Origin of the sequence: Fictibacillus sp. KU28468, assembly GCF_026153615.1 — a bacterium.
GTDB classification, from domain to species: Bacteria; Bacillota; Bacilli; order Bacillales; family Fictibacillaceae; genus Fictibacillus_C; species Fictibacillus_C marinisediminis.
Window position 1 is genome coordinate 2,814,110 of sequence record NZ_CP110666.1, and the last position, 25,175, is coordinate 2,839,284.

Here is a 25,175-nt window from a genome sequence, read left to right on the forward strand (position 1 = left end):
CCAATGTGTTCATCCCCTTACATAACAGATGCAAGCAGTGCTTTTTGAACATGCAGACGGTTTTCTGCTTCCTCAAAGACAACGGAATGAGTTCCATCTATTATTTCACCTGTCACTTCTTCCCCTCGGTGTGCAGGCAGGCAATGCATGAAAATATAATCTGGATTTGCGCCTGATAAAGATTCGCTGTTTATTTGATACTCTTTGAAAGCTTTGAGACGCTCATTGGTTTCGTCTTCCCAGCCCATGCTTGCCCATACATCGGTATACACGATATCGGCATGTTGTATGCCTTCTTTTAAATCATTGGTCACAAGAATCTTCGCACCCGATTCTTTTGCAATTTCCTGCGCTTTACTTACAATCTCCGCTTTCGGCTTATAATTCTTCGGAGTCACAATGGTACAGTCCAGTCCCACTTTAGCCGAGCCGATCATTAAGGAATGGGCCATGTTGTTTCCGTCCCCGATATACGTTAATTTTTTTCCTGCAAAAGCGGATTTATATTCAAGAATGGTCATGAGATCAGCAAGTACTTGGCATGGGTGATAATCATCGGTTAGTCCGTTAATCACTGGTATATCAGCATGAAGAGCAAGTTCTTCTACAATCTCATGGTCAAATGTTCTGATCATAATCGCATCTAGATACCTTGACAGCACTTTTGCGGTGTCGGCGATGGATTCTCCTCTCCCCATTTGAATGTCACGGGAACTTAGGTGAAGAGCATGACCGCCCAACTGAAGCATGCCGACTTCAAAAGATACCCTGGTTCTTGTGGATGATTTTTCAAAAATCATTCCTAGGGTTTTTCCCGCCAGCAGGTGTTTTGGCTGGTTTTCTTTTTTCAGCTGAAGGGCATAGTGAAGGATTTGTTGTATTTCATCCGCCTTCCAGTCCGCCAGGGTTAACAGGTTCTTGCCTTTGAGTGACGTTTCCGCAATGGATGCCATCGGATTCATAGTTTAACTCCCTTTCTTTCTTGTTTTTCTTTGATATGGATAGGATTTTCGTTATAAGACAATAGGCCATACTGATAAAATGTACATGTTTCCCATTGTGTAAAGATATAATTGCCTGCCAGACTGGCCTCCATTAACTTTTTCTGCGAAAGCTCGTCGCTGCCCGTTGATAAGTAGATGCCGGTCTGCCTCGATTGGTTCCACTCTGAAAAAGGGAGCTGTGATGGAAAATAGACGCTCACACCTTTCTCTTTCCAATTTCGGAGAAGTTGTGTTTCTTCTATAGTAAGGGAATCTTCCTCTACGTCTGCATAAAGGCTGGCTGGCAAAGAAACATCTCCTGTCCTGGCAGCCGGATTGCACCCTGCAAAGACTTTTTGTGCAGCTTCCCCTAAAGAATCTCCAATTCCAAGCACCTCTCCAGTTGAACGCATAATAGGGGCTGTTTTAGGCGAAAGGCCTGGGAGCTTAACATTGGAAAATACAGGTGCTTTTACTGCGAAATAGTGGTTTTCGTTCAGCCCTTCTTCAATCCCGAGCTCAGCCAGCTTCTTGCCAAGCATGACTTGAACGGCAGACTGGATAACGTTCACACCCGATATTTTATTAAAAATAGGTGCGGTCCTTGATGCACGCGGGTTGATCTCAAGGACATAAACCTCGTTCCCCTCGATGACAAACTGGATATTGAAAATCCCTTTGAACGGCATCGAGCGGGCGATCGTTTCTGTATAAGATACAATAAAATCAATCGTGGTCTTTTGCAGACTTACCGGAGGTGTAACAGCTGTACTGTCACCAGAGTGGACGCCCGCTGGCTCGATATGTTCAAAAATCCCTGGAATAAATACTTGGTCTCCATCTGTTAATACATCTACTTCTGCTTCTTTCCCTGAAATATAACGGTCGACTAGAACAGGAAACTCGATGGTCTGTGTGTTCAAATAGTCCTTCAGCTCGTGATCACCATGAACAATCACCATTCCTTCTCCGCCGATTACATAGGAAGGGCGCAGCAAGACCGGGTAGCCGATCTTCTGTGCGGATGTCAGTACTTCATGCCTTTCATACGCTGTTTCCCCTGGCACATGAGGGATGCCGTATTTTTTCAGAAAGTGATAAAACCTCTCCCTGTTTTCCATCTCATCAATCAGATCTGCTCTTGAACCAAGGACTTGGATACCCGCTTCTTCCAGCTGATTTGCTACATTGATAGCTGTCTGTCCCCCAAACTGAAGGATCGCTTTTTCGGCTCCTTCAAACTCCAGTACGTTCATAATGTCTTCAAATGAAAGAGGTTCAAAATAAAGCGTATCCGCCACTTCAAAATCAGTACTTACAGTCTCCGGATTATTATTGATCAGAATGGTCTCATAGCCTTCCTTCTGCAAAGCAAGCACGCCATGAACACAGCAATAATCAAACTCTACCCCTTGGCCGATCCGTATCGGTCCAGATCCGATGATTGCAATTTTTTCTTTCTTTCCCGGAAGTTTGTCGCTTTTCCCTTTCCAGCTTGAGTAATAATAAGCCGTATCAGCAGTAAATTCTGCCGCACATGTGTCGACCATTTTATATGAAGGAACGATTCCTGATTGAATCCTTTTTTGTCTTACTTCATTTTCAGTCACGTTCCTGGCCGCTGCGATCGTCTGGTCAGAGAATCCCGCAGCTTTCCATTCAGAAAGCTGGTTTACTTCCAGGTCTTTCATTGAACTGTTCTTTATCTGCTGGTCGAGGTCAGCCAGTTTTTTAAATGACGCAAGAAAAAAAGAATTGATTTTCGTAATTTCATGAATCTCTTCAACCGAAGTTCCCCGGCTGAGCAATTCCGTGATCGCAAAGAACCGGCGGTCGTCCGCTTCTAATAAAAGATTTTTCAGCTTCCCGCTCCCCCATGTCTTAAGCTCCTGCAAAAAAATACTTTCCGTGTCCAGTTCCAGAGAACGGACAGCCTTTTGCAAAGCCGCTTCCAGGTTCCTCTCGATCGCCATCACTTCTCCGGTGGCCTTCATTTGCGTTCCGAGTTTTCTTTCTGCTTCCGGAAATTTGTCAAACGGCCAGCGCGGCATTTTAACCGTAATATAGTCCAAAGCCGGTTCAAAGCTGGCAAACGTTGAACCAGTAACAGGATTTTTCAGTTCATGAAGCTGATAACCAACACTTAATTTTGCTGCTATTTTTGCGATTGGATATCCGGTTGCTTTTGAAGCCAGGGCAGATGATCGGCTTAAACGAGGGTTCACCTCAATCAGATAATAGGCTTTGCTTTCTGGATCAAGAGCGAACTGGATATTGCAGCCGCCGATAATACCAAGTGCCCTGATGATTTTTATGGCTGACGAACGCAGCATGTGGTATTCCTGATCTGTCATTGTCTGGCTTGGTGCGACAACCATCGAATCGCCGGTATGTATGCCTACCGGATCAATATTTTCCATATTGCATATCGTGATACATGTATCATTGCAGTCGCGTACCACCTCATATTCAATTTCCTTAAATCCGGCAATGCTTTTCTCGATCAGACATTGGCCGATCGGACTTGCTGATAGACCTTTTTTAACGATGACATTCAGTTCGTGCTCTGTATGCGCAGTACCGCCCCCGAAGCCTCCTAGCGTGTATGCTGGACGAATAATGACCGGAAACCCTATTTTTTCTGCAAACGCAGCAGCTTCTTCAGCTGTTGTTACAATTTCACTGTCGGGTACAGGTTCATCAAGCTCATGCATCAATGTACGGAAAAGCTCGCGGTCTTCTGCTTTTTTAATGGACTCCAAATTTGTCCCAAGCAGTTTTACATTGTGTTCCTCTAGAATCCCTTTTTCCTGAAGCTCCATTGCCAAATTCAACCCGGTTTGCCCGCCGACTGAAGCCAATAGTCCGTCAGGTTTTTCCTTTGAGATAATGCTTGCCAAGGACTGGGCAGTCAGAGGTTCAAAATATACTTTATCGGCATACGTTTCATCCGTCATGATGGTAGCCGGATTATTATTGACGAGAACAACATGTACTCCTTCTTCTTTCAGCGCTGCACAGGCTTGTGTTCCTGCATAATCAAATTCAGCTGCCTGCCCGATGACGATAGGCCCCGAACCAATCACCAGGACACTATGAATCTCTTGCTGCTTAGGCATAAATCTTTTCGCTCCTCTTTTCTTTGATTAGTTCAATAAAACTGCTGAACAAATGAGCATGATCTTCCGGTCCTGGATTGGCCTCAGGATGAAACTGGGCCGTCATGACCGGATGTGTTTCATGAAACATCCCTTCCACACTTCCATCATTGATATTTTTATAGAGCACTTGAAACCCGGTATGAATTAAACTGTTTTCCTCCACAACATAGCCATGATTTTGCGAGCTCATCGCCACTTTATTCGTTCTCACATTAATGATGGGATGATTCGCTCCCCGATGGCCAAATTTTAATTTTTTAGTGTTTCCGCCGAAAGCCAGTGCCAAAAGCTGATGACCGAGACAAATACCAAATGAAGGGTAGAGCTCGGCTAGCCTTCTGTACACTGGCATATAGGGTGCCAGTTCTTTTGGATTGCCCGGTCCATTTGAAAAGAGAAGGCCATCCGGTTTTAGTTTATGGAGAACTTCTTCTTGTGTATCATAGGGGACGATGGTCACTTTGCATCCGGACGAGATTAAGGCATCCAAAATGGATTTCTTATATCCGAAATCAATCATTACGATATGTGTTTTTCCTTTGCCGTACACCTCAGGTTTTGTCACGGCTACTTCTTTTACCAGCCTTCCCTGCATCCCTTTTTGTTCTTTGAAATCCTGCAAAGTTTGTTCACTGCTGGTTAATAACCCTTTCATGTCTCCCTCGGAACGGATCAATTTTATTAGAGACCGGGTGTCTGCTCCGCTCAAATGCGGTATATTATGCTTCTTCAGCAAAGCTGAAAATGACTCCTGGCTCTGATAGTGATGGCCTTCTTCATCTGCAGAGCATGTCACCACTCCGGCTGGCTGAGGAACGATAGATTCAAAGTCTTCTTTATTGATCCCATAATTTCCGATGAGAGGATAAGCAAAAACAACAATCTGTCCGTGATAAGAAGGATCGCTCAGTACCTCCTGATATCCGGTCATTCCGGTAAAAAACACCACTTCACCGCTCGAGCATTGCGGCTCCCCGTGCCAAATCCCTTTAAAACTTTCTCCATTAGAAAGCTGCAAGAATCCTTTCATCATTCCTTCTCCTTTGTATATTAATTTTTATATTTGAATTTTTATGCATTTCCTTGTAAAAAAAATGTGTTATACCAGGATGCTTTTCTTTTTAACAGCTTTAGATATTTTTTTGACGCCTTCCGCCAGTTCTTCATAACTCATGTTTAGAGGCGGGAGAAGACGCAAAACACACTCTCCTGCCGGCAGTGCCAGCACCCCATCGTTTTGAAGTTCCTGAATGAGTGGCGCGGCTTTATGACTGAATTCAATACCTGCCATCAACCCCAGCCCTCTGACTTCTAATACTTCCTTACAAGGAGATAGTTCCTTCTGTAATTCTTCAATTAAAAAAGCGCTTTTTTTCATCACTTCATCCAGAAATACGTCAGAGAACACTTCTTTTAGTACGGCACTCGCTGCTGCCATGGCAAGCGGATTCCCCCCGAACGTCGTTCCGTGGCTGCCTGGTCCAAACGCTGTGCTTACTTCCTCAGTCCCCAGTACAGCACCTACTGGAAAACCGTTGCCTAGTCCTTTTGCGGACGTAACGATATCAGGTTTTAATCCATAATGCTGAAAAGCAAAAGCTTTCCCAGTCCGTCCAATCCCAGTCTGCACTTCATCAATGATCAAAAGTATGTCATGATCCTTGCAATGCTGCTGAACCCTTTGCAAGAAGGATTCATTTCCCGGTATGACACCGCCTTCTCCTTGAACCACTTCGAGCATTACCGCAGCTGTCTGTGAATCAGCGTATTTGATCAATGAATCAAAGTCATTAAAAGGAACCGTTTGAAAGTCCGCCAGCATCGGCCCGAATCCTTTTTTAATCTTATCCTGCCCTGTTGCTGCCATTGCTCCATAGGTTCTTCCATGAAAGGACTGCTCAAACGTTATGATTTTTGTTTTCCCAGTAAATTTTCTTGCAAGTTTAATAGCAGCTTCATTCGCTTCCGCTCCGCTGTTGCAGAAAAACACTTTATTTAGATGAGTAGGCTTAACCAGCAGTTCTGCAGTTTCTTCCTGAAGATCAGATTGGAACAGGTTAGATGTATGCCAGACTTTTTTCAATTGTTTTTCAACCGCAGCTGTGACCGCTGGATGAACATGGCCTAAATTGCAAACACCGATACCGCTCGTAAAATCAAGATAAGACTTGCCCGCCTGATCGGTCAACGTACTCCCGCTTCCACTTTCAATCTGCAGGTCCCATCGGCCGTAGTTTGAAAATAGTGCACTCAACTGTATACCTCCTCTTTTATGATCATCGTCCCTTTCATTTCTTTTCCTACGATCTGAATCTCTTTAATTTTGGATTGCAGACATCCTATAGCCGCCTGTACTTTTGGAATCATCCCTCCTGTTATGACCCCGTTATTAATCAGCTCATGTATTGAAGCGATGGACGCTTTTTGAACAGTCTTGCCTTCTGCCATAATTCCGTTGACGTCTGTCACAAAAATCAGAGATTCCGCCTCCATCACAGAGGCAACTTCAAAGGCGACTGTATCTGCATTTAAGTTCAAGATTTCTCCAGTAAGATTCCTTGATACTGATGCGATGACAGGGATAAAACCAGCTTTGATCAGCTGCGTCAGCGTTCCGCTGTTCACCTTTAAAATCTTGCCCACATGGCCCCATTGTTCTTTTTTCAGATAGTCACATTCCAATAACGCACCATCATTGCCATTTATTCCGATAGCTTTGAGCCCCAGCTGGTTCAGCTGATACACAAACCAGGGATTCAGCCGGCCTGCAAGTACCATTTCGGCTGTTTCTGCCGCTCGGCCGGAGGTTCGCCTCACACCGTTGATAAATTCATTTGGTATGGACAGGACATTCATAAATTTGGTAATATCCGGTCCGCCTCCATGAACAAGTATGATTTGTTTTCCTTCTTCCTGCATATCTTTTAACCTCTGAAAAAATGAAGGCTCCAGCGCTTTCAGAACGCTCCCCCCGCACTTAATGATTACCAATTGATCCATCCTGTCTCCTCCTCACGTCTTATAGCTGGAATTGATTTGTACGTAATCATAGGTTAGGTCGCAGCCCCAAGCTTTTCCTATTCCGTTTCCTGTATGGAGGTTGACTGTTATGGAAATTTCGCTCCCTGTTAGGTAGCCAGAGATCTCTTCATGGTTAAAGCGTTCGATTTCACTCTGCACCAGTACAGGAAAATCTCCTATATAAAGATCAATCGCTTCTGGACTCATTTCGATGCCTGCATATCCAAGGACAGCTACGATCCTTCCCCAGTTGGGATCACAACCGAAGATGGCCGTTTTCACTAGCGGTGAACCAACGATGGACTTTGCTGCCGCTCTAGCTTCCTCACTGCTTGCCGCCCCTTCCACCGTCACCTCGATCAATTTCGTTGCTCCCTCTCCATCTCTGGCGATGGCTTTCGCAAGATCGGTGCACGTTAGTGTCAATGCTTGAAGGAATGTTCCCCAGTCAGGGTGATCAGGAGTGAGTTCCTCATGATCTGCATATCCATTGGCAAGTATGAGAACCATGTCATTCGTCGATGTTTCACCATCAACAGTAATACAGTTGAAGCTTTGATCTGTCACTTTTTTCAGTGCGTGATGAAGATTTTCGGGAGATATGTTAGCATCTGTTGTTAAAAAGGAAAGCATCGTCGCCATATTCGGATGAATCATTCCAGATCCTTTCGCTGTACCCGCCAGCACCACCTCTGATTCGCCTACAGTAAAAGAGTAACAAGCGTTTTTTGTCTTCGTATCGGTCGTTAAAATCGATTGGCTGAACTCCAGCGCTTGATTCAGTTTGGATGCGGGATTCAATTGCTGAATTCCTTTTAATATTGTATCGATCGGCATTGTCTCGCCGATAATGCCTGTGGAGGCTACCCCCACATGATTCTGTTGCAGTCCAAATCGTTCACTCACTTCATTGCGCATGGCATAGGCATCCAATCTGCCCTGTTCTCCCGTAAAGGCGTTGGCATTCCCAGAATTAACAATCACAGCCTGCAGCAATCCTTCAGTTTCAATGCTTTCCTTCGTGACCTCCAGGGGAGCTGCCTTGATCTTATTTGTTGTATATACTGCCGCAGCTGAAGCTGGTTTCTCGCTCAAAATAATACCTAGATCTTTTTTCTTGTATTTAATTCCGCAGTTCATACCCGCAGCTGAAAATCCTTTTGGCAATGTAATATTTGATCCTGTAACTTTTTTTAGATGAGATGAAACGATAGAAGCCACATCGGCTCTCCTTCCTTTATGGAAAAACTGGACTTGCCGGCAATCCGGCTGCTTCCGGAAATCCATTCATTAGATTAAAATTATGTACAGCCTGGCCTGCTGCACCTTTCATCAGGTTATCGATGACCGATACAGCTGTTATGCGCTGTGTCCGGTGATCAAAGGACCAGCCGATGTCACAAAAATTGCTTCCGTACACCTGCCTGGTGGAAGGAAATCCTTGTGATGGAGAAAGCCTGATAAAATCATGCTGTTCTGCATACTCGATATAGGTTTCCTCAATCTCCTTCGAACTGACCCCCTCCTTCACTTTCGCATACATCGTATTCATGATTCCACGCGTCATAGGAACCAAATGTGAACTGAACGTAATGGGCTTGTTCGTTTCACAATAGTGATGGAGCATTTGTTCAATTTCTGGAATATGCTGATGCTGGTTTACCTTATAGATTTGCAGATTATCGTTAGCAAACGGAAAATGTGCCGAAACAGAAGGAACCGCCCCAGCTCCTGATACACCAGACTTTGCATCAATAATAATTGTACTGACTTCTATTAAACTCTTTTTGATCAGCGGCAAAAGGCCGAGCAAAGCTGCCGTCGGGTAGCACCCGGGGTTGGCGATCATTTGAGCGTTTCTTATTAGATCTGTGTTCCACTCTGATAGTCCATAAACCGCTAGATCAACCCACCTGGCATCGGGCGGTTCTTTTTTGTACCACTGCTTATATTCCTCACTTTTCTTTAAACGGAAGTCGCCTGCAAGGTCAATCACCTTCATCCCCCGCTCAAGAATCGGAGGCAGCAAACTTGCAGAGACCCCCGTAGGTGCTGATGAAAACAGAAAGTCAACCTGTTCAGGAATTTTGTACGGATCAATGTCTTCCAGCTTTCCCTCCTTGATGCCGTTCAAATGGGGATAGATTGTTTCAATCGATTCTCCTTTTTTACTTGATGAATACAACGTAAGCTTTTTTACACCGGGATGCTGCAGCAGCAGCCGCACAAGTTCAAGACCCCCGAAGCCTGTTGCTCCTACAATACCGACATTCAAAACTTCCACCTCGTTTTTTTAATGTATGTTTCATTATATGTATGTATAAAGATAAATTCAACTGTATATTTATAAATTTTTATTTTTTCTGAGTTGATTGCACAAATCGTTGCGTTTAAGATAAGGAAAAGGAGGTGGGAGAATGAAGGAATACGTGGGAGAATGCAGCCAATGCAAAAAGCCCATCTATTGTTTAGAGGGCTTTTTAAATGGCATTCATGTGGACCAAACGACATTATTTTGTTTTTCGTGTGCAGAACGCGAAAATTAACCTCCGCTTACCGGAGGAATAAAGGCGACAGTATCCCCTGTGGACACTTCTGTATCATCATCGGCAAATTCTTCATTGACCGCCGATAGACAGCCTATAAACATTTTTGGAAAATCATACTTTTTTTCTAATGCGGATTTAATATCAGAAATACGGAGCCGTTCTTCATCCAACTGAAGCTCAGCGGTGCCTGCGCGTTCCTGCATGCCGGCAAACAACAACACTCTAATCATTTTTATCTTCCTCGCTTTCAGGATGGCCTTTTGAATAGGCCTCTGTTTCAAGCTGATCTCCCACCCACATCTCTCCGTTATCCCAATGTTCTTTTTTCCAGATGGGGACAATTTCTTTGATGCGCTCGATCGCGTAGCGGCATGCATCAAAGGCTTCTGCCCGGTGAGGTGTAGAAACCGCGATAACAACAGCAATATCAGAAATGTCCAGGCTGCCGATTCGGTGGGAAATGGCCGTTCTTGATCCCGGCCAGCGGGCACTAATCTCATCGCCTATCTTCGCAAGCTGTTTTTCTGCCATCGGAATATATGCTTCATACTTTAAATAGACCGTTCTTTTACCCTTCGTCAACTCTCTGACAGTTCCTATAAACGTATTTACTGCACCGGCTTCCGCCCTGATCACTTTGTCTATAATGTCCTGTACCAAAATTGGTCCAGTTACAATTTCAAATCGTTTCATGTATTCAACCCCTTAAACAAATCCAGAAGAAAATCTATATATTGTTCCTTTTCGCCAATCCTGAAAAATGGAAGATCTGCTGATATCATCTGCCTGGAAACAGGCGGCCATGCAATCACCGCAAGAATTTTCACACTGTCTTCAAGAAGTTTTAGATCTGCATTCTCCTTTAGCAGGACGATGCGAGGCAACTGATGTTCCTTGAATCCCTCTAGCAGCAGCAAATCAAGTCCCAGCGGTTCATAGAGTTCTAGCAGCTTGCATAAGCTTGCTTGCATATTAAGACAAAGCTGAAAAGCATTCCCGCCTTCAACCCCTGAAACAACTGCCCCCGCTCTGCGGTGTGCTGCGGTATCTGTTTCATCGTCTCGAAATTCAACCCGGCCGCCATGTCCATGATGCTTAAGCGTTCCGGTCATGATTCCAGCCTTGGCCGCAGCCTCTAATAGGTTTGTAATCAAAGTTGTTTTTCCGCTGTTCTTATATCCTACGACTTGGACTTTACTGCCAGATCCCATGGCCATACACTGCCTTCCCCGTCTAATAAGAGCGTGGTCACTTCCGATCCTTTTTCCCACCCCCTCGTTCCCCCAGGCAGAACGATTAGAGCATTGGCGTCTGCGAGGGAGGAAACGGAACCCGATTTATCCAAGCCTACTGGAACAGAAGATGGTGCAGAGCCCCTCCATTCCACTCTGCTTCGCACAAAACGTGTAAATGGATTCGGTTTAAGGAAATCCTCCTGTAACTCTGTTTTTAAAACGCCAAGATGAACCTTTTCGGCATTCAAGGCATTCAAAAGATAAGGACGCACGAACAGCTCACAGCCCACAAAGCATGCTGACGGGTTGCCGGAGAGGCCAAATAAAAGTTTCCCCTTGTAAACCGATGCTGAAGTAACGCTCCCCGGCCTCATCGCGATTTTATTAAAAAGCAGCTTTGCCCCCATCTTCTTATAGATTGCCGGCAAATGATCAAAATCTCCCACTGAAACGCCGCCTGTCGTGATTAACACATCACATCGTTCTAAAGCGCCGACAATACCCGTATACGTTTTCTCGAAATCATCCGGTAGTTTGCCGAGTATGTGAGGTTCACCGCCTATTTTTTTGATCTGTGAGGCAATCATGTAGGCATTGCTGTTTCGAATCTTTCCGGGAACGAGCTCCTCCCCAACATCCAGCAGCTCTGTACCAGTTGCTAATATCCCCACCACCGGCTTCTTCATAACCTTCACTCTTTCATAACCGAAGGTAGCCAGAAGAGCGACAGCACCCGGATGAATTTTTGAGCCTTTTTTTAAGATCGGAGTTCCCTGTTTTGTGTCTTCACCCTGTTCAGAAATATTATCACCTGGGAGGACAGTTCGTCTTATCTCAATATGCCTGCTGTCCCTCTCGCTCACGAGCTCCAGCATGATGACGGCATCTGCACCTTTTGGGATCTCAGCCCCTGTCATTAGGCGTACGGCCTCTCCCTTTTGAACTGTTTTTTCAGAAACATGGCCAGCTCCGATTGAATCGATCACGTTTAAGATTACAGGAGCTTGTTTTGATGCACCATTTGTATCTTCAGCTCTAATTGCAAATCCATCATAAGGAGAACGATCAAAAGGAGGCACATCATGGGTAGCTTTAATGTCTTCCGCTAAATAACGGTTATCACTTACTTCAAGAGGAATCTTTTCGGTCGGCAATTCAAATGTTTGATCCAGTACACTCCGTACTGCTTCCCAGACGGGTATGATTTCCCGTTTTTCAATCGGCATCATGCTCACCTCTCTCTCTTTGGTTATTTCAGATCTATAAATATTTGGCAAACCATTTTACCGTTTCGAGATACGCCGTCCTAGATACTTTATGCCCTGAGGTTTCATCCGCGATGTATTGGATTTTCTCAGGATTTTTATAAACAGCCTTTGCTTTTCTATAGAAATCGCAGCTTTGGCTGAAAGGTACCACTTCATCGATCTTGCTGTGCCATAATAACAGAGGCCGATTATCAAGCTTTTCCATGCACGATGTTAAATCAAAGGGCTTGATGATGGAGATGACCTTCGCGAGTGCCTCCTCTGAAAAAGGAAAGGAAACTTCCTGCTGTTTCATCTTTTCAATCTGCCAATAAGCAAAATCTTCATAGTACGGTGTTCCCATGAGTGTTACAGCGGCTTTTATATAAGGATACTGCGATAGAGCTCCAAATGTAATGATCCCTCCCATGGAAGTACCTGAAACCCCTACCCTCTCTGGGTCAATTATGCCTTCCAGATCAAGAGATTGAACAAGTGTATGTATGTCCTGGATACCTTGAACGACGATATCCCAGAAGGAATACATCCTTTTATCTCCTGAAACGTCAGACATTCGTTCACCATGATGAAGCATATCCGGCAGAACGACACGGTATCCTTTTTGGGCAAGGGCATAGGCAAAGTGCAGGTTGTGCTCCTTTGCGCTCGTGAATCCATGGATAAACAACATTAAAGGAAGCTTTTCATTCTCTTTGCCCGTTTCAAAAGCATGCAGCACCGGAATGTTATCAATTGTTCGTGTTTCTATGGTTACCATATACTTCTCCTTTGCTTATTGTTTTCTCTATCATAACAAGTTAATCGAAATTTGCGTATTAGAAAAGCTCAATCGCCCGTTTAAGTCCGACAGCGCTGGAACTCTTACCCAACAACACGCTTTTTGTGTTGTTGGGTAAAAGTGAAGCGACCTAAGACGAAATGGTAAATATTTTTCGTCTCTCGAGGACTTATGCTGAAAACTGAAGTTCGTTTTCAGCACTGGGTGATTGAGCTAGACATTATATCTATGCATGCTAAATTGCTTTATACTTTCTTACCTTTGTCATTGCCTTACTGTTTCTTTTTATTGTAATAATTCACGGGATACATGCTTCCTTCCGACACCATTTCATTATCATCGATATCATATGGATCGGGATGGCCCGCTTTATTCACAGGCAGTTTCTGATCTTTTTCCTCTTTTGTCATAAAAGGTAGGATTTTATCTTTCATGTCATTGATCATCATTTTAGCCATAGCCCTGTTGGAACCCTTACGCAAGAGGTAGGATGTTACTCCGGCAGCGGACAATGCAAAACCAGATAGCAGCAAATATTTCTTCTTCATGGAAACTCCTCCTTCTTGAACCTATATGTATGTAGCATTACCCTTGAGCCGATACTGTAAAACTTCCTTATATTGGACAGTGATTAAGGAAAGCATTACACTAAATTTGAGAACCGAAGAAAAGGCAGGAATCTGAATGAAGAAACCGTATTTAATCGCGTTAGATCTAGACGGCACCTTACTGAATGATAAAAAAACGATTTCGGATCGAACAAAAAACGCCGTTCTTCAGGCTAAAAAAGAGGGCCATATCATCTGCATTTCAACCGGCCGCCCGTATCGTGCAAGCACCATGTATTATGATGAACTTGGCTTAAACACACCAATTGTTAACTTTAACGGCGCATTTGTCCATCACCCCCATGATAAGAAGTTTGGTGTGTACCATTCCCCATTGGAACTTTCACATGCGAAAAGAGTCATTCAAACTGCTGAAGACTTTCTTGTGAAAAATATTATGGCTGAAGTATTGGATGATGTGTATTTGCACAAAGAAGACGAGGTCATTGTCAATACGTTTATCATGGGAGAGAACCCGGCACAGACGGGGGACCTTCAAAACATGCTCAATGATGACCCTACCTCCATTTTGATTCATCCTCAGGATCATCACGTTGCTGAATTACGGGACCAGCTGAAACAGGAACATGCTGAAGTAATCGACCAGCGCGTATGGGCTGCTCCTTGGAACATCATAGAAATCATACGTGCCGGTTTAAACAAAGCTGTAGGATTAAAGAAGATCGCCGAATTTTACAACATACCAACAGAAAGGGTCATTGCTTTTGGCGACGAAGACAATGACTTGGAAATGATTGAATATGCAGGACACGGAATCGCGATGGGCAATGCCATTTCCGAATTGAAAAATATCGCAAACTTTGTAACGGCAACAAACGAAGAAGATGGAATCGCCCTTTACTTAGAAGATGTATTGTCATTAAAATAATGTAATCCATTAAACCCGGCAAAGACTAATCTTTGCCGGGTTTTTATAAATTTTGGAAGGGTGAGCTTTCTACATAAAACTCGTGCTTGTGTAAAAACTAATATAAACCGTTAGGAGGCCAAGATGAATGAGCAAGCACAGCAAATCAAAACGTGCTATACAGCAAGGCGCTGATGAAGTAAAGCATAATGACGTTCAGCAGCAGCTAAATGAAGACATTAAAGAAACGAAGCAAGAAGTCCAAAACAATATTACATTAGGAGGAAATTAACCGATGGGTAATAATATTTTTCAGAGAGCAAGAGAAGCAGTTTCCAATCTGGTTGGGAAAAATGAAGAGGGACAACACGAACAGCATGAGCAAATCAGCCAGCAAAACAATGACTTCAGCAACGAAGACGTTTCAGTAGCACAGAATATTATCTCTTCCGCCATGGCAGACTCTTCTGATGCAGAACGCCAGCAGCTTGCTGAACTGCAGGAAGAGCTTGACCAGACAAAAAGCAGCACAAAAGACCAGCAGTAAAAGGCCGAGAGTTTTCTCTCAGCCTTTTTTTATGGGTTACCCATTATAGCAGTAACATTCGTTTCGAAGCTTGGGAACTTGTCAGCTTTTCCATTTTTCGGATGACGAGATCTGCAAGGAGTTTATAGCCCTTTTTATTAAAATGCAGGCCATCATTGTTAAGCATCTTGCAATAATCTTTGTTGATCATCTCTGTCCATAAATCCACGAAATGGGTATTGTACTTTTTTGCAAGTTTTCTTACCGCTAACGCGTAATTCTTCAACTCCTCATTTGATCTCGCATGTTGAAAACGTTCGTCAACCGGTGACGGAGAAACAAGGATGACCTTTGATGGACCAAGCTTTTCAATCATGTATTCCAGGTTTTTTTTATATTCTTCCACTTCGATTAAACGATGGCTGCTCGCGTCATTTGCACCAAAAAGAATGGTCACCAGATCAGGGTCATGCCGTAAAACGTCTTCCTGAAAACGGGTTAACGCCAATCGTGTGGTTTCAGCGGGTACACCTGCATTAATAACATTCCATTTCTGCAGGGACAAACGCACCCTTGAAGTCAGCCTAAGTGTACCATCATCACTTTTTTCCTCAGAAGTGATGCTGTCACCGAAGCACACCAATGTTTTCATGAACTCCCCCCTTGCCATTTTTTAGTTTCATTATAAATATTCGCCTGTAAAATTCATTTGCTCACAGTCGCAAAGTGATTATTTTGTTATAATATAGCTACAAAACCTATTTGCATGGAGGATTTTAATGTTTGTCTATGAAGTTCCGGCTGACGCCACTGAGGATTTAACCAAGAAAATCGCGGATTTGATCTCTCAGCAGCGTACGCGTTCAGAGGATGATGGCAGTTATCAAAAAGTACTAAACGGCATTTCTCTTGCCATCCAGAAGGATTCCAACTCAGGCGTCATCATCGCCGAGGAAGCAGGAGAAATTCTCGGAGTTGCATTCTACAACATCGGAATCAGTTTGCCTCTTGGCGGCCCCTATCTTTGGTTAAACGAACTTTTCGTCCGGGAAAATGCGCGAAACAAAGGGATTGCCCGCAAAATTTTGCTGCATTTGATCCATTGGGCAGAACGTGAAGGGATTAAGTCCATAGAGCTGGAAACAGGAATCAACAATTCAGTCACGAAACACCTGTATAACTCCCTTGATTTTCATGATATTGTATCACAGAGGTATCGTTTTAATTTTTAATAACAGGAGATGAGAACAATGTCAGTAGAATTTGGAATACAACCAACCCCAAACCCACATGCTCTTAAATTTTCAGCAAGCCAGCCCTTTTTAGAAGGCAGATTATCAGCCAGAGCAGGAGACACACCTGATTCAGAATTGGCACAATCCCTTATTGGCATTGATGGTGTGGAATCCATCTTCGGTTTTCAAGACTTTATTACCGTAAACAAATTTCCTGAAAGTGATTGGGACGAACTGGTGCCCCAAATTCAAAAAGTTCTGGAGACGTTATAATGAAAAAAAGAGTACCTGGCAGGTAAAATTCCCTGAAGGTACTCTTTTTTCTATTAATCATCTCTTCGAAATAACCCGAAAACTCCAGTCGTGTTCACAATATTGGTGAATGCACTTGGATCGACTTCTTTAATGATGTTTTCTAAATCATATAGCTCATATCGGGTTACGACAATAACTAGCATCTCCTTGGTTTCGTTTGAGAATGCTCCTTTTGCAGGGACAATCGTAATTCCCCTAACCAGCCTTGAGTGGATGGCTTCTTTTAATTCGCTTCCCTTTCTTGTCACGATCATAGCCGTCAGTTTCTCATGGCGGGTATGGATTGCATCGATGACACGTGTACTAACATATAAAGTAACGAGTGTATAAAGGGCTTTCTCCCACCCGAAAAGCAGCCCGGCCGCAAGGATGATGCAGCCGTTTAAAATAAGAAAATATGTTCCGATCGGGCGGTTGTGTTTACGTGACAAAATCATGGCAACAATATCAAGGCCGCCTGTTGAAGCACCATATTTTAGCGTAAAGCCAACACCAACAGCTGCAATCACTCCTCCAAATACTGCGTTGAGCAAAATATCCTTTGAGATTTCAACAACAGGAATGATTTCAAGAAAAAAAGACATCATAAAAACACAAAAAAAGCTGTAGATGGTGAACGATTTACCAACCTTCATCCATCCTAGAATAGCTACCGGAATGTTTAGAGCAAACAAAAGCATCCCAGTTGAGATAGGAACTGGTGAATGGATAAGCAAGCTAGAAACGAGCTGTGCCACACCGGTAAATCCGCTCGCATACACTTTGGCGGGTATCAAAAATAAATTAAGGGCGGCTGCATTCAGCGCAGCACCTAAAATAATGACGATAATTTTCTTGATTTCTTGCATGGGTGTGTAATTCATTATTAAATTTCCTTTCGATTCATTGCTTCCCAACTATACTTTTTTATCAGAATTAACTTCTGGAGTCAATAGGCACAAAGGTTTTAGCTTGAAACATTCTATTGCCATTACCAATAGTGAAGTATACACTGAAGATATCATACATAATTGAAGGTGATTGATATGGGAGTCCAGATCATTACAGACAGCGGCTGTGATCTGCCGCAGCACATAATAGACGAACTTGAAATTAATATGCTTCCTTTAGTCGTAACCATTCATAGCCATGAAGAATATGACCGTAAAACCATACAGCCGCTTCAGCTGTATAATCAGATGCGTGAAGGTGCGGCACCTAAAACGTCCCAGGTTCCTCCTTTGCTTGTTAAGGAAGCCTTCCAAAAATGCGCAGAAACTGAAACGCCTTGTGTTTATATCACGCTTTCTTCAGGCTTAAGCGGAACTTTCCAGACCGCTGAACTCATGCGCCAGGAGGTGCTTGAGGAATATCCTCATGCAAATATCAGTGTTATCGACAGCCAATGTGCTTCTCTTGGTTTTGGCCTTGTTGTTTATCAGGCGGCGAAGGCTGCGAAGGAAGGAAAAAATCTAGAAGAAGTAATAAACACAGCGAATTATTACCTCAGCCATACTGAGCATATTTTTACCGTTGATGACTTGGAATATTTATTAAGAGGCGGACGTGTTAGCCGGACAGCAGCAGTAATGGGAAGCCTGCTGAAAATAAAGCCGGTTCTTCATATGAAGGAAGGAAAACTCTATCCGATTGAAAAAATCCGTGGCAAAAAGAAAGTGTTTGCCCGGATGATCGAATTGATGAAAGAACGGGGAACTTCATTTGAAGATCAAATTATCGGGATCAGCCATGCCGATGATCAAGAAGCAGCAAATGCCTTAAAAGAAATGATTAAAGCAGAAACCGGCTGTGAACAGATTATGATATCCATGATCGGCTGTGCCATCGGCTCTCATGCGGGTCCAGGCACCATTGCCTTGTTCTTTCTTACAAAGCCCTATTCCGATGCATAAAGTTACTCCTGCCCGCTCATGTTAATTCATGAGGAGGCGAGACTTTTGACACATAAATACACGAAAGACAATCATAAGAAAAAAAACGATCGTCAAGCGGATCAGCAGTTAAAAAATGAAGCTGAACAAAAAAACAAAGCAGCTGGTAAACATTCGTTTTCTAAAGAAAACGATCATTTGTAAATTTTAAAAAAGCATCCTTTGCGGATGCTTTTTTTTATGCTTTTACTTTTTCGGTTTCTGTAAGTTCTGCTGCTGGCCCGAAAAATTCAAAATGAAGCTGCTGTTCGTGGATTCCAAGATCCCTTAGGCAGTGATACACAGCCTTCATGAATGGAAGTGGTCCACAGAAATAATAATCCGCATAAGGATCGAGATTCAGTCCTTTCAGCCAGTTGAGATCAATGTAGCCCTTTTTGTGGTACAAACCTTTTTCTTCGTCTTCAAGAGTTGGATTCTCATAGACGACATAACTTTTAATATGATCAAACTCTGCAGCCAAATTCTTGACATGGTCCCTGAATGCATGAAATGTACTGTCGATGGCAGCATGAATGAAAGTAATGTTTCTCTCTGTTTGTTCTTGAGCCAATGTGTTCAGCATGCTGACCATCGGGGTTAAACCCACTCCTCCGCTTAGAAGCACAACAGGAGTTTCTTTTTTTGTATCAAGATAAAACTCTCCGGCAGGAGCACTTACCTGCAGAATATCCCCTTGTTTAAAATGGTCATGAAGATAAACAGAAACCTTGCCTGGATGGGAGCCGCCCGCTTCTTTCTTGACACTGATCCGATAATAGCCGGTTCCCGGAGCATCTGATAAGCTGTACTGGCGAATATGATTGTATTCTTCGCCATCGATCACAAACTTGATACTGATGTATTGTCCAGGTTTAAACGCAGCGATGGCTTTTTGATCTTCCGGGACTAAATAGTAAGAGGTAATAACTGAACTCTCTTCTTCGACCCGATCCACGATAAAATTCTGGAATCCTTCCCAGCCTCCTGGCTGATGTTCTGCTTCCTGATACATTTGGCTTTCCACTCCGATGAACGCGTCTGCAATTACACCGTATGCTTTTCCCCATGCCTCTATAATTTCAGGAGTTGCAGCGTCGCCAAGCACTTCCTTGATCGCTATAAGAAGGTTTTCGCCGACGATCGGATAATGTTCAGGCAGAATCCCTAAGCTTCGATGCTTCTGGGCAATTTGCTTCACTGCTGGAATAATCGATTCCAGCTGATCAATATTGGCAGCAGCCGCATAAACGGCGTTCGCTAAAGCCGTCTGCTGGCGGCCCTGTTTTTGATTGGCATGATTAAAAATATTTAATAGTTCCGGATGTTTAGTGAACAAATTTTTATAAAAACGGGTAGTGATCTCCTTTCCGTGAGTTTTAAGCACAGGTACGGTTGATTTAATCACTTCAATTGTCTTTTGATCCAGCATGACAAAGTCCCCTTTGGTTTCAATATTGATTACATGTTCATTATAAGAAAACGAAAATAACCTCATAGTGATTACAATCACTTTTCTTATGTCAGAATTGTGAATCATAAGAAAGGTGCAAGCCTCTGCTAAAGTCCGTTCGTCAAGCATCGAATCTAGACATTACTTCATTGCAAAAAAAAAACACCTTATAAAGATGTTCTTTCGATTGCTTCTGGAATACTGATGGAAAAGGTTGTATATGAAGCATTGGAGTCAACAAGGATTTGGCCATTATGCTTTTCAACAATTTGCTTGCAGACCGATAATCCAAGTCCGGTTCCCAGCTCCTTGGTTGTAATGAAAGGTTCAAAAATGTTCTCGAGCAGGTGGGCTGGAATCTGTGAACCATTGTTTGATATTTCAAGCCTTATTTTTTCTGATGATCGATAGGCTTTTACTTTAATAATTCGTTCTTCCGGAAGATCACAAAGCTCCTCTACGGCGTTGTTCAGTATATTCAAGATGACTTGTTTCAATTGGTTCTTGTCCCCTTCAACCTTTAGATCCGGAGAGATTTCTACCATTAGATTAATTTTTGCTTCTAGAAAACGAGGGTACATAAAGTCGATCATTTCATGCAAACAGATAGATAGATCAAAGATAGCGATAAGGTCGTCCAGTCCTTTCATCTTGGAAAGCAATAGGAACTGGCTGATCTTGTCCTGCAGATTTTCCATCTCATCATTGATGATAGAAATATAATGGTCGGTTTTTTCATTCGGTACAAGCTCTGATTCCAAAAGATAAATGAATCCTTTAATAGAAGTCAACGGATTCCTAAACTCATGTGCAAAGCTTGCCGCAATCTGCCCTAATATCGTAAGCCTGTCACTGTGCATTTCCTGAATAAACTGGTTTTTATTCTCGATGATAACATCATTCAATGACGAAAACTCTTTTATGGCATAGTAAAGAAGCTGGTCAAAAAAATGGTTGATGGTCATGATGATCCACTTCTTTTCATCAGGAAGTAAAATGGAGTTCAGTGCCTTATCGTTTACGATTTGCCTGCCTATGTTAATGTTATAAACAAATTCACTAATGTCTGTTTTGGCTTCAATCCGCTCAGGAGCAATTTTTTTTGTAAGGTCCATAATCAGGGCAATATCCGGTTTTTCTATATACTGATAAAGCAAATCAAGGGTGCGGTTGCCGTTCTTAACGACCTCTTCATAAAAAGGGTCTTCTTTTTTTATTAAGGCGTGGTCCAGCCATTCCCAAACAATCTTTTCATGAAGCGTTCGAAAGTGATTTATTGCTCGATACAGTTGTTCGCTGGACAACGCTTCAACACCAACCATGAAACCACTGCCTCTCTCTTTGTCATCTTTTATTTCATTATGCAACACTTTGAAAAGATGAACAATATTTGTCTACCTTTTTTTTAAAAAGGTTTGATTGCATAAGAGATGTGGAAGAATAATGTCGTATTCAAACCATGGACAAAGGAAGGATGAGAAAATGAGCGACCAGCAAGGAAGAAAAATTGATCCTCCGGCACAGCACCAAAATCATCAGCCGGGAACAGAATCGGAAATGAATCCAAAACCGCAATCTCAAGCTAAAACATATCAAGGCAGCGGCAAGCTCAAAGGAAAAGTCGCCCTAGTCACAGGAGGCGACAGCGGGATCGGTAAGGCAGCCGCGATTGCCTTTGCAAAAGAGGGCGCTCAGTTATCCATCATCTATCTTGATGAACAGAATGACGCTGAAGAAACAAAATTGCTGATCGAACAGGAAGGCGTTCGCTGCCTCTTATTTTCCGGTGACATTGGAGACGAAAACTTCTGCAAGGAAGCCGTTGAAAAAACGGTAGGAGAATTTGGACAGCTAGACATTCTTGTTAATAATGCTGGTGAACAGCATCCACAGAACAGCATTGAGGATATTTCAGCAGAGCAGCTGGAGAAAACCTTTAGAACAAATATCTTCTCCATGTTCCATCTGACGAAAGCCGCTTTAAAGCATTTTAAGGCTGGAAGTTCCATCATCAATACCGCTTCCATAACTGCTTATAAAGGCCACCCAAAACTGATCGACTACTCATCGACCAAAGGAGCAATCGTGTCGTTTACTCGCGCCCTTTCCAATTCAATCGTCGAAAAAGGCATTAGAGTAAATGCAATTGCTCCAGGACCGATTTGGACACCACTGATCCCTTCTACTTTTACTGCAGAAGAAGTGGATGTATTTGGAAAAAACTCCCCTATGAAACGTCCGGGCCAGCCTGAAGAACTGGCACCAGCCTATGTCTACCTGGCAAGTGACGATTCATCCTATGTTTCAGGTCAGACTATCCACATCAACGGAGGAACGGTTGTTAACGGATAGATTAAGAAAAGCTCAAGCAACCTGGGACGAAATAGTGTTTATATTTCGTCTTACGAGGACCTTGGCTTAAAACATGAATCCTGTTTTCAAAATTTGCGCTGGAGCTAGACATAGCCTCAATGCAAGCTGTTTCTCACATTCTGAAAAGCCGATAAAGATCGGCTTTTTTTATTTGGATAAAATGGCAGGCAATTGTCACACACTAGAACAAGAACACTAGGAAAGGGTGTAGACAATGCATACCATGTGGAAGGGAAGCATCAGTTTCGGCCTGGTTAATATTCCAATAAAGCTGTTTGCAGCGACTGAGGACAAAGACATTAAGATGAGGTATCTTCATAAAAAATGCCATAATCCGATCAAGTATGAAAAAACCTGTCCGGTTTGTGAACAGCCTGTCGAGCAAGAAGACATCGTCAAAGGCTATGAATATGAACCGGGAAAATTTGTGCTTGTAGAAAAAGAAGATCTCGACAAAATCGCCGGGATTAAAAATAAAGCGATCGAAATCATTGATTTTGTCTCATTGGAAGAGATCGACCCGATTTACTTTAATCGTTCCTATTTCATCGGCCCCGGAGAGAATGGCGCAAAACCTTTCACTTTGTTAAAAGAAGCAATGAAAGAAAGCGGAAGGATCGGACTCGCAAAGATTACGATTCGTTCAAAAGAGAGTTTGGCTGCCGTAAGGGTTTATGATAAAGGGCTTGTCATGGAAACGATATATTACCCCGATGAAGTTCGTAATGTCGAGCATGTTCCAGGACTGGATGAGGACATACAGGTGAATGACAAAGAACTAGAAATGGCAAAGCAGTTAATCGAACAGCTGTCAACGCCGTTCGAGCCTGAGAAATATAAAGACGAGTATCGTGAAGCGCTTCTAAACATCATAGAAAGCAAGATTTCCGGTGAAGAAATCAAAGTGTCTGAAGAACGGCCGCGAACCAATGTGGTTGACTTGATGGAAGCACTGCAGGCGAGTATCGACCAGTCCAAGACAATTGAAAAGAAAACGGAAACTCAAACAAAAAAGGCTAAACCAAAGAAGAAGAAAGCTTAAAATAAAATGCCTATACCGATCAGACCAATGCTTGCTTCCTTAGGGAGTGATCTGCCAACGGGATCCGAATGGATTTATGAGATAAAATATGACGGCTACCGCTGCATTGCCCAATGGACCGAATCAGGAGTCGATCTTTACAGCAGAAACGGCCATTCATTAAACCTTTCGTTTCCAGAAGTCGTGAATGATTTAATCCTAATGACTGAGGAGATCAAATCCCTCCTCCCACTCATATTCGATGGAGAATTATGCATCTTGGAAACCCCCTATAAGGCATCATTTGAAGCTTTGCAAAAAAGGGGAAGGTTAAAGGATGTGAACAAAATCAAACGGGCCGCTGCAGATCATACTGCCACCTACCTTGTCTTTGATGTGCTGAGTGTACGGGGAGAGCGAGTAACCGAAACCCCTTTGCTTCAGCGAAAAGAAAAGCTCCAAGAGATTTTCAAAAAAATGTCTGCACGCGAAGAAATGAAAACAAAACCCATCGAATTTTTCAGTAATGGGGATGAGCTATGGTCTCTCAACAAAAAAGAAAAGAGTGAAGGGATTATAGCGAAACGGTGCAAAAGCAATTACGTTCCAGGAGCACGGTCAGAACAATGGATAAAAATAAAAAACCCACAGACCGGCATCTTTTTTATCACAGCCTATGAAAAGAAGAACGGCTACTTTCATGTGGCTGCACGTAAAGATGGTGAAACGGTTTCTGTCGGCTTGTTCTCTCATGGCTTATCTTCAGAAGAACGCAGAGTTCTGATCGAAGTCATAAAAAGCAACAAGTCTGGGGAAGACAGCAATGTTATCAAGGTTTTACCATCAATATGTGTTGAACTTCAATATTTGGAGATCTATAAAGATCAGCTGAGACATCCAAGATTTGTTGCTTTTAGACTCGATGTCAGCTGGGAGGATTGTACATGGGAAAAAGCAATCAGCAGCAGGAGCTGAACATCAACGGCTTTAAAGTAGCCGTCACCTCTCCAGATAAGCCTTTGTGGCCGAAAAAAGGACTTCAGAAGCTTCACTATCTTGAGTATTTGGCCAGGATAGCGCCTTACCTTCTTCCCTTTTTAAAGAACCGGGCACTGACGGTCATCCGCTATCCGCATGGGGTCAATGATGAACGTTTTTATCAGAAGAATTGTCCTGATTATGCTCCTGACTTTATCGAGACCGTTGTTGAAGACGAGATTCATTATATTGTCTGCAACACCCTGCCTGCACTGCTTTGGCTAGGAAATCAGCTGGCATTCGAGCTCCATATCCCCTTTCGTAAAATCGGTACTGAAGCACCCTCTGAGATTGTCATGGATCTAGACCCGCCATCACGGGATGAGTTCGTGCTCTCAGTCGAAGCTGCCATGCTTATCCATGAGGTTTGTCAAAAGCTGAAGTTAGAAGCGTTTGTCAAAACAAGCGGAAACAAAGGGCTGCAAGTATATATCCCTTTGCCTGAAAACCAGTTTACCTTTGATGAAACAAGAAGGTTCACCCATTTTCTGGCTCAATATCTTATTACGAAAGAACCGGGCTGGTTTACTGTTGAACGGCTTAAGAAAAACAGAGGCAACAAATGCTATATTGATTACATTCAGCATGCGGAAGGAAAAACCATCATCGCCCCTTATTCTGTGAGGGGCAACGAAGAAGCACTCGTTGCTACACCTCTTCGCTGGGAAGAACTAAATAGAGATCTTCGCCCAGAAACCTTTCCGCTGGACTCGATTCACCAGAGAATATTGGAAAATGGCGATCCGTTTGCTGAATTTGAAGATGCAAAATCCAACCAGCACTTCGGGCCAGTACTGGACTGGCTGAAGGAACAAGGTTTATAACAAAAAATA

At 43.1% G+C, this 25,175-nt stretch carries 29 protein-coding genes; 12 read left to right on the plus strand and 17 right to left on the minus strand.

Annotated features, from left to right (window positions below; all coding sequences use genetic code 11):
* Nucleotides 1-17: 17 nt before the first annotated feature.
* From argF to argC, 7 genes are all read right to left on the minus strand, one after another.
* Nucleotides 18-953: an ornithine carbamoyltransferase gene (gene argF, locus OKX00_RS14595; protein WP_416054342.1), complete on the minus strand. Its 936-nt coding sequence runs from the start codon at nt 951-953 to the stop codon at nt 18-20.
* Nucleotides 954-958: 5 nt separating this feature from the next.
* Complete coding sequence (locus OKX00_RS14600) at nt 959-4,102, minus strand: carbamoyl-phosphate synthase (glutamine-hydrolyzing) large subunit (protein ID WP_265407814.1); 3,144 nt, start codon at nt 4,100-4,102, stop codon at nt 959-961.
* Entirely contained in the window at nt 4,095-5,174 is a 1,080-nt protein-coding gene (locus OKX00_RS14605; RefSeq protein ID WP_265410552.1) for a carbamoyl phosphate synthase small subunit, read from the minus strand. The genes OKX00_RS14600 and OKX00_RS14605 overlap by 8 nt, the downstream gene beginning before the upstream one ends.
* A 69-nt stretch (nt 5,175-5,243) precedes the next feature.
* Entirely contained in the window at nt 5,244-6,398 is a 1,155-nt protein-coding gene (locus OKX00_RS14610) for an acetylornithine transaminase (protein ID WP_091006530.1), read from the minus strand.
* Nucleotides 6,395-7,144, minus strand: coding sequence for an acetylglutamate kinase (gene argB, locus OKX00_RS14615; RefSeq protein WP_265407815.1), 750 nt, complete (start codon nt 7,142-7,144; stop codon nt 6,395-6,397). The genes OKX00_RS14610 and argB overlap by 4 nt, the downstream gene beginning before the upstream one ends.
* Nucleotides 7,145-7,156: 12 nt before the next feature.
* Nucleotides 7,157-8,386, minus strand: coding sequence for a bifunctional glutamate N-acetyltransferase/amino-acid acetyltransferase ArgJ (gene argJ, locus OKX00_RS14620; protein WP_322114322.1), 1,230 nt, complete (start codon nt 8,384-8,386; stop codon nt 7,157-7,159).
* A 16-nt stretch (nt 8,387-8,402) separates the two neighbouring features.
* On the minus strand, nt 8,403-9,440 hold the full coding sequence (gene argC / locus OKX00_RS14625) for an N-acetyl-gamma-glutamyl-phosphate reductase (RefSeq protein ID WP_062231357.1): 1,038 nt from the start codon (nt 9,438-9,440) through the stop codon (nt 8,403-8,405).
* A gap of 142 nt (nt 9,441-9,582) precedes the next feature.
* Here argC and OKX00_RS14630 point away from each other — a divergent pair, with 142 nt between their 5' ends.
* Nucleotides 9,583-9,711, plus strand: coding sequence for a hypothetical protein (locus OKX00_RS14630; protein WP_265407816.1), 129 nt, complete (start codon nt 9,583-9,585; stop codon nt 9,709-9,711).
* On the opposite strand, the gene OKX00_RS14635 is transcribed toward OKX00_RS14630, so the two are convergent.
* From OKX00_RS14635 to OKX00_RS14660, 6 genes are all read right to left on the minus strand, one after another.
* A complete protein-coding gene (locus OKX00_RS14635; protein ID WP_053354783.1) occupies nt 9,708-9,944 on the minus strand; it encodes a MoaD/ThiS family protein in 237 nt (78 codons plus the stop codon). The two genes, OKX00_RS14630 and OKX00_RS14635, sit on opposite strands and share 4 nt — an antisense overlap.
* Nucleotides 9,937-10,407 carry a molybdenum cofactor biosynthesis protein MoaE gene (locus OKX00_RS14640; protein WP_053354784.1) on the minus strand — a complete coding sequence of 157 codons (471 nt, stop codon included), beginning with the start codon at nt 10,405-10,407 and terminating at the stop codon, nt 9,937-9,939. The genes OKX00_RS14635 and OKX00_RS14640 overlap by 8 nt, the downstream gene beginning before the upstream one ends.
* Nucleotides 10,404-10,931 carry a molybdopterin-guanine dinucleotide biosynthesis protein B gene (gene mobB, locus OKX00_RS14645; RefSeq protein WP_265407817.1) on the minus strand — a complete coding sequence of 176 codons (528 nt, stop codon included), beginning with the start codon at nt 10,929-10,931 and terminating at the stop codon, nt 10,404-10,406. Before mobB ends, OKX00_RS14640 begins: the two co-directional genes overlap by 4 nt.
* Entirely contained in the window at nt 10,895-12,178 is a 1,284-nt protein-coding gene (gene glp / locus OKX00_RS14650) for a molybdopterin molybdotransferase MoeA (protein WP_322114323.1), read from the minus strand. The genes mobB and glp overlap by 37 nt, the downstream gene beginning before the upstream one ends.
* 31 nt (nt 12,179-12,209) lie before the next feature.
* Nucleotides 12,210-12,974 carry an esterase gene (gene yjfP / locus OKX00_RS14655; RefSeq protein WP_265407818.1) on the minus strand — a complete coding sequence of 255 codons (765 nt, stop codon included), beginning with the start codon at nt 12,972-12,974 and terminating at the stop codon, nt 12,210-12,212.
* A 293-nt stretch (nt 12,975-13,267) separates the two neighbouring features.
* The gene (locus tag OKX00_RS14660; protein WP_062231346.1) at nt 13,268-13,543 is read right to left on the minus strand and encodes a hypothetical protein; all 276 of its coding nucleotides are present in this window, start codon (nt 13,541-13,543) and stop codon (nt 13,268-13,270) included.
* A gap of 136 nt (nt 13,544-13,679) precedes the next feature.
* On the opposite strand from OKX00_RS14660, the gene OKX00_RS14665 reads away from it, so the two are divergent.
* The 3 genes from OKX00_RS14665 (at nt 13,680) to OKX00_RS14675 (ending at nt 15,018) form a co-directional block, all read left to right on the plus strand.
* A complete protein-coding gene (locus OKX00_RS14665) occupies nt 13,680-14,492 on the plus strand; it encodes a Cof-type HAD-IIB family hydrolase (protein ID WP_265407819.1) in 813 nt (270 codons plus the stop codon).
* Nucleotides 14,493-14,619: 127 nt separating this feature from the next.
* Nucleotides 14,620-14,763 (plus strand): hypothetical protein, encoded by a 144-nt coding sequence (locus OKX00_RS14670; protein ID WP_265407820.1) that lies wholly within the window; start codon nt 14,620-14,622, stop codon nt 14,761-14,763.
* Between the two features lie 3 nt (nt 14,764-14,766).
* A complete protein-coding gene (locus OKX00_RS14675; protein ID WP_265407821.1) occupies nt 14,767-15,018 on the plus strand; it encodes a DUF3813 domain-containing protein in 252 nt (83 codons plus the stop codon).
* A 43-nt stretch (nt 15,019-15,061) separates the two neighbouring features.
* Here the strand turns inward: OKX00_RS14675 and OKX00_RS14680 are convergent, their stop codons facing one another.
* Nucleotides 15,062-15,649 carry an SGNH/GDSL hydrolase family protein gene (locus tag OKX00_RS14680; RefSeq protein ID WP_062231340.1) on the minus strand — a complete coding sequence of 196 codons (588 nt, stop codon included), beginning with the start codon at nt 15,647-15,649 and terminating at the stop codon, nt 15,062-15,064.
* Between the two features lie 127 nt (nt 15,650-15,776).
* On the opposite strand from OKX00_RS14680, the gene OKX00_RS14685 reads away from it, so the two are divergent.
* Together OKX00_RS14685 and OKX00_RS14690 are read left to right on the plus strand one after the other, a co-directional pair.
* Nucleotides 15,777-16,229, plus strand: a complete 453-nt coding sequence (locus OKX00_RS14685) for a GNAT family N-acetyltransferase (RefSeq protein WP_053354792.1) — start codon at nt 15,777-15,779, stop codon at nt 16,227-16,229.
* 18 nt (nt 16,230-16,247) lie between these two features.
* On the plus strand, nt 16,248-16,505 hold the full coding sequence (locus tag OKX00_RS14690) for a NifU N-terminal domain-containing protein (RefSeq protein WP_265407822.1): 258 nt from the start codon (nt 16,248-16,250) through the stop codon (nt 16,503-16,505).
* Between the two features lie 53 nt (nt 16,506-16,558).
* Here OKX00_RS14690 and OKX00_RS14695 read toward each other — a convergent pair whose 3' ends face one another.
* Complete coding sequence (locus tag OKX00_RS14695; protein WP_265407823.1) at nt 16,559-17,410, minus strand: YitT family protein; 852 nt, start codon at nt 17,408-17,410, stop codon at nt 16,559-16,561.
* 162 nt (nt 17,411-17,572) lie between these two features.
* On the opposite strand from OKX00_RS14695, the gene OKX00_RS14700 reads away from it, so the two are divergent.
* Complete coding sequence (locus tag OKX00_RS14700; RefSeq protein ID WP_265407824.1) at nt 17,573-18,439, plus strand: DegV family protein; 867 nt, start codon at nt 17,573-17,575, stop codon at nt 18,437-18,439.
* A gap of 45 nt (nt 18,440-18,484) precedes the next feature.
* Nucleotides 18,485-18,622, plus strand: coding sequence for a DUF3941 domain-containing protein (locus OKX00_RS14705; protein ID WP_175501864.1), 138 nt, complete (start codon nt 18,485-18,487; stop codon nt 18,620-18,622).
* A 34-nt stretch (nt 18,623-18,656) separates the two neighbouring features.
* Here the strand turns inward: OKX00_RS14705 and hmpA are convergent, their stop codons facing one another.
* Both hmpA and OKX00_RS14715 read right to left on the minus strand, forming a co-directional pair.
* Nucleotides 18,657-19,889: an NO-inducible flavohemoprotein gene (hmpA, locus tag OKX00_RS14710; RefSeq protein WP_265407825.1), complete on the minus strand. Its 1,233-nt coding sequence runs from the start codon at nt 19,887-19,889 to the stop codon at nt 18,657-18,659.
* A 188-nt stretch (nt 19,890-20,077) separates the two neighbouring features.
* On the minus strand, nt 20,078-21,232 hold the full coding sequence (locus OKX00_RS14715) for a histidine kinase N-terminal domain-containing protein (RefSeq protein ID WP_265407826.1): 1,155 nt from the start codon (nt 21,230-21,232) through the stop codon (nt 20,078-20,080).
* Between the two features lie 160 nt (nt 21,233-21,392).
* Here OKX00_RS14715 and OKX00_RS14720 point away from each other — a divergent pair, with 160 nt between their 5' ends.
* From OKX00_RS14720 to ligD (OKX00_RS14735), 4 genes are all read left to right on the plus strand, one after another.
* The gene (locus tag OKX00_RS14720) at nt 21,393-22,262 is read left to right on the plus strand and encodes an SDR family oxidoreductase (protein WP_265407827.1); all 870 of its coding nucleotides are present in this window, start codon (nt 21,393-21,395) and stop codon (nt 22,260-22,262) included.
* A 235-nt stretch (nt 22,263-22,497) separates the two neighbouring features.
* On the plus strand, nt 22,498-23,325 hold the full coding sequence (locus OKX00_RS14725; protein ID WP_265407828.1) for a non-homologous end joining protein Ku: 828 nt from the start codon (nt 22,498-22,500) through the stop codon (nt 23,323-23,325).
* A gap of 6 nt (nt 23,326-23,331) precedes the next feature.
* The gene (gene ligD / locus OKX00_RS14730) at nt 23,332-24,279 is read left to right on the plus strand and encodes a non-homologous end-joining DNA ligase (protein WP_265407829.1); all 948 of its coding nucleotides are present in this window, start codon (nt 23,332-23,334) and stop codon (nt 24,277-24,279) included.
* Nucleotides 24,249-25,166: a non-homologous end-joining DNA ligase gene (gene ligD, locus OKX00_RS14735; protein ID WP_265407830.1), complete on the plus strand. Its 918-nt coding sequence runs from the start codon at nt 24,249-24,251 to the stop codon at nt 25,164-25,166. Before ligD (OKX00_RS14730) ends, ligD (OKX00_RS14735) begins: the two co-directional genes overlap by 31 nt.
* Nucleotides 25,167-25,175: the final 9 nt, after the last annotated feature.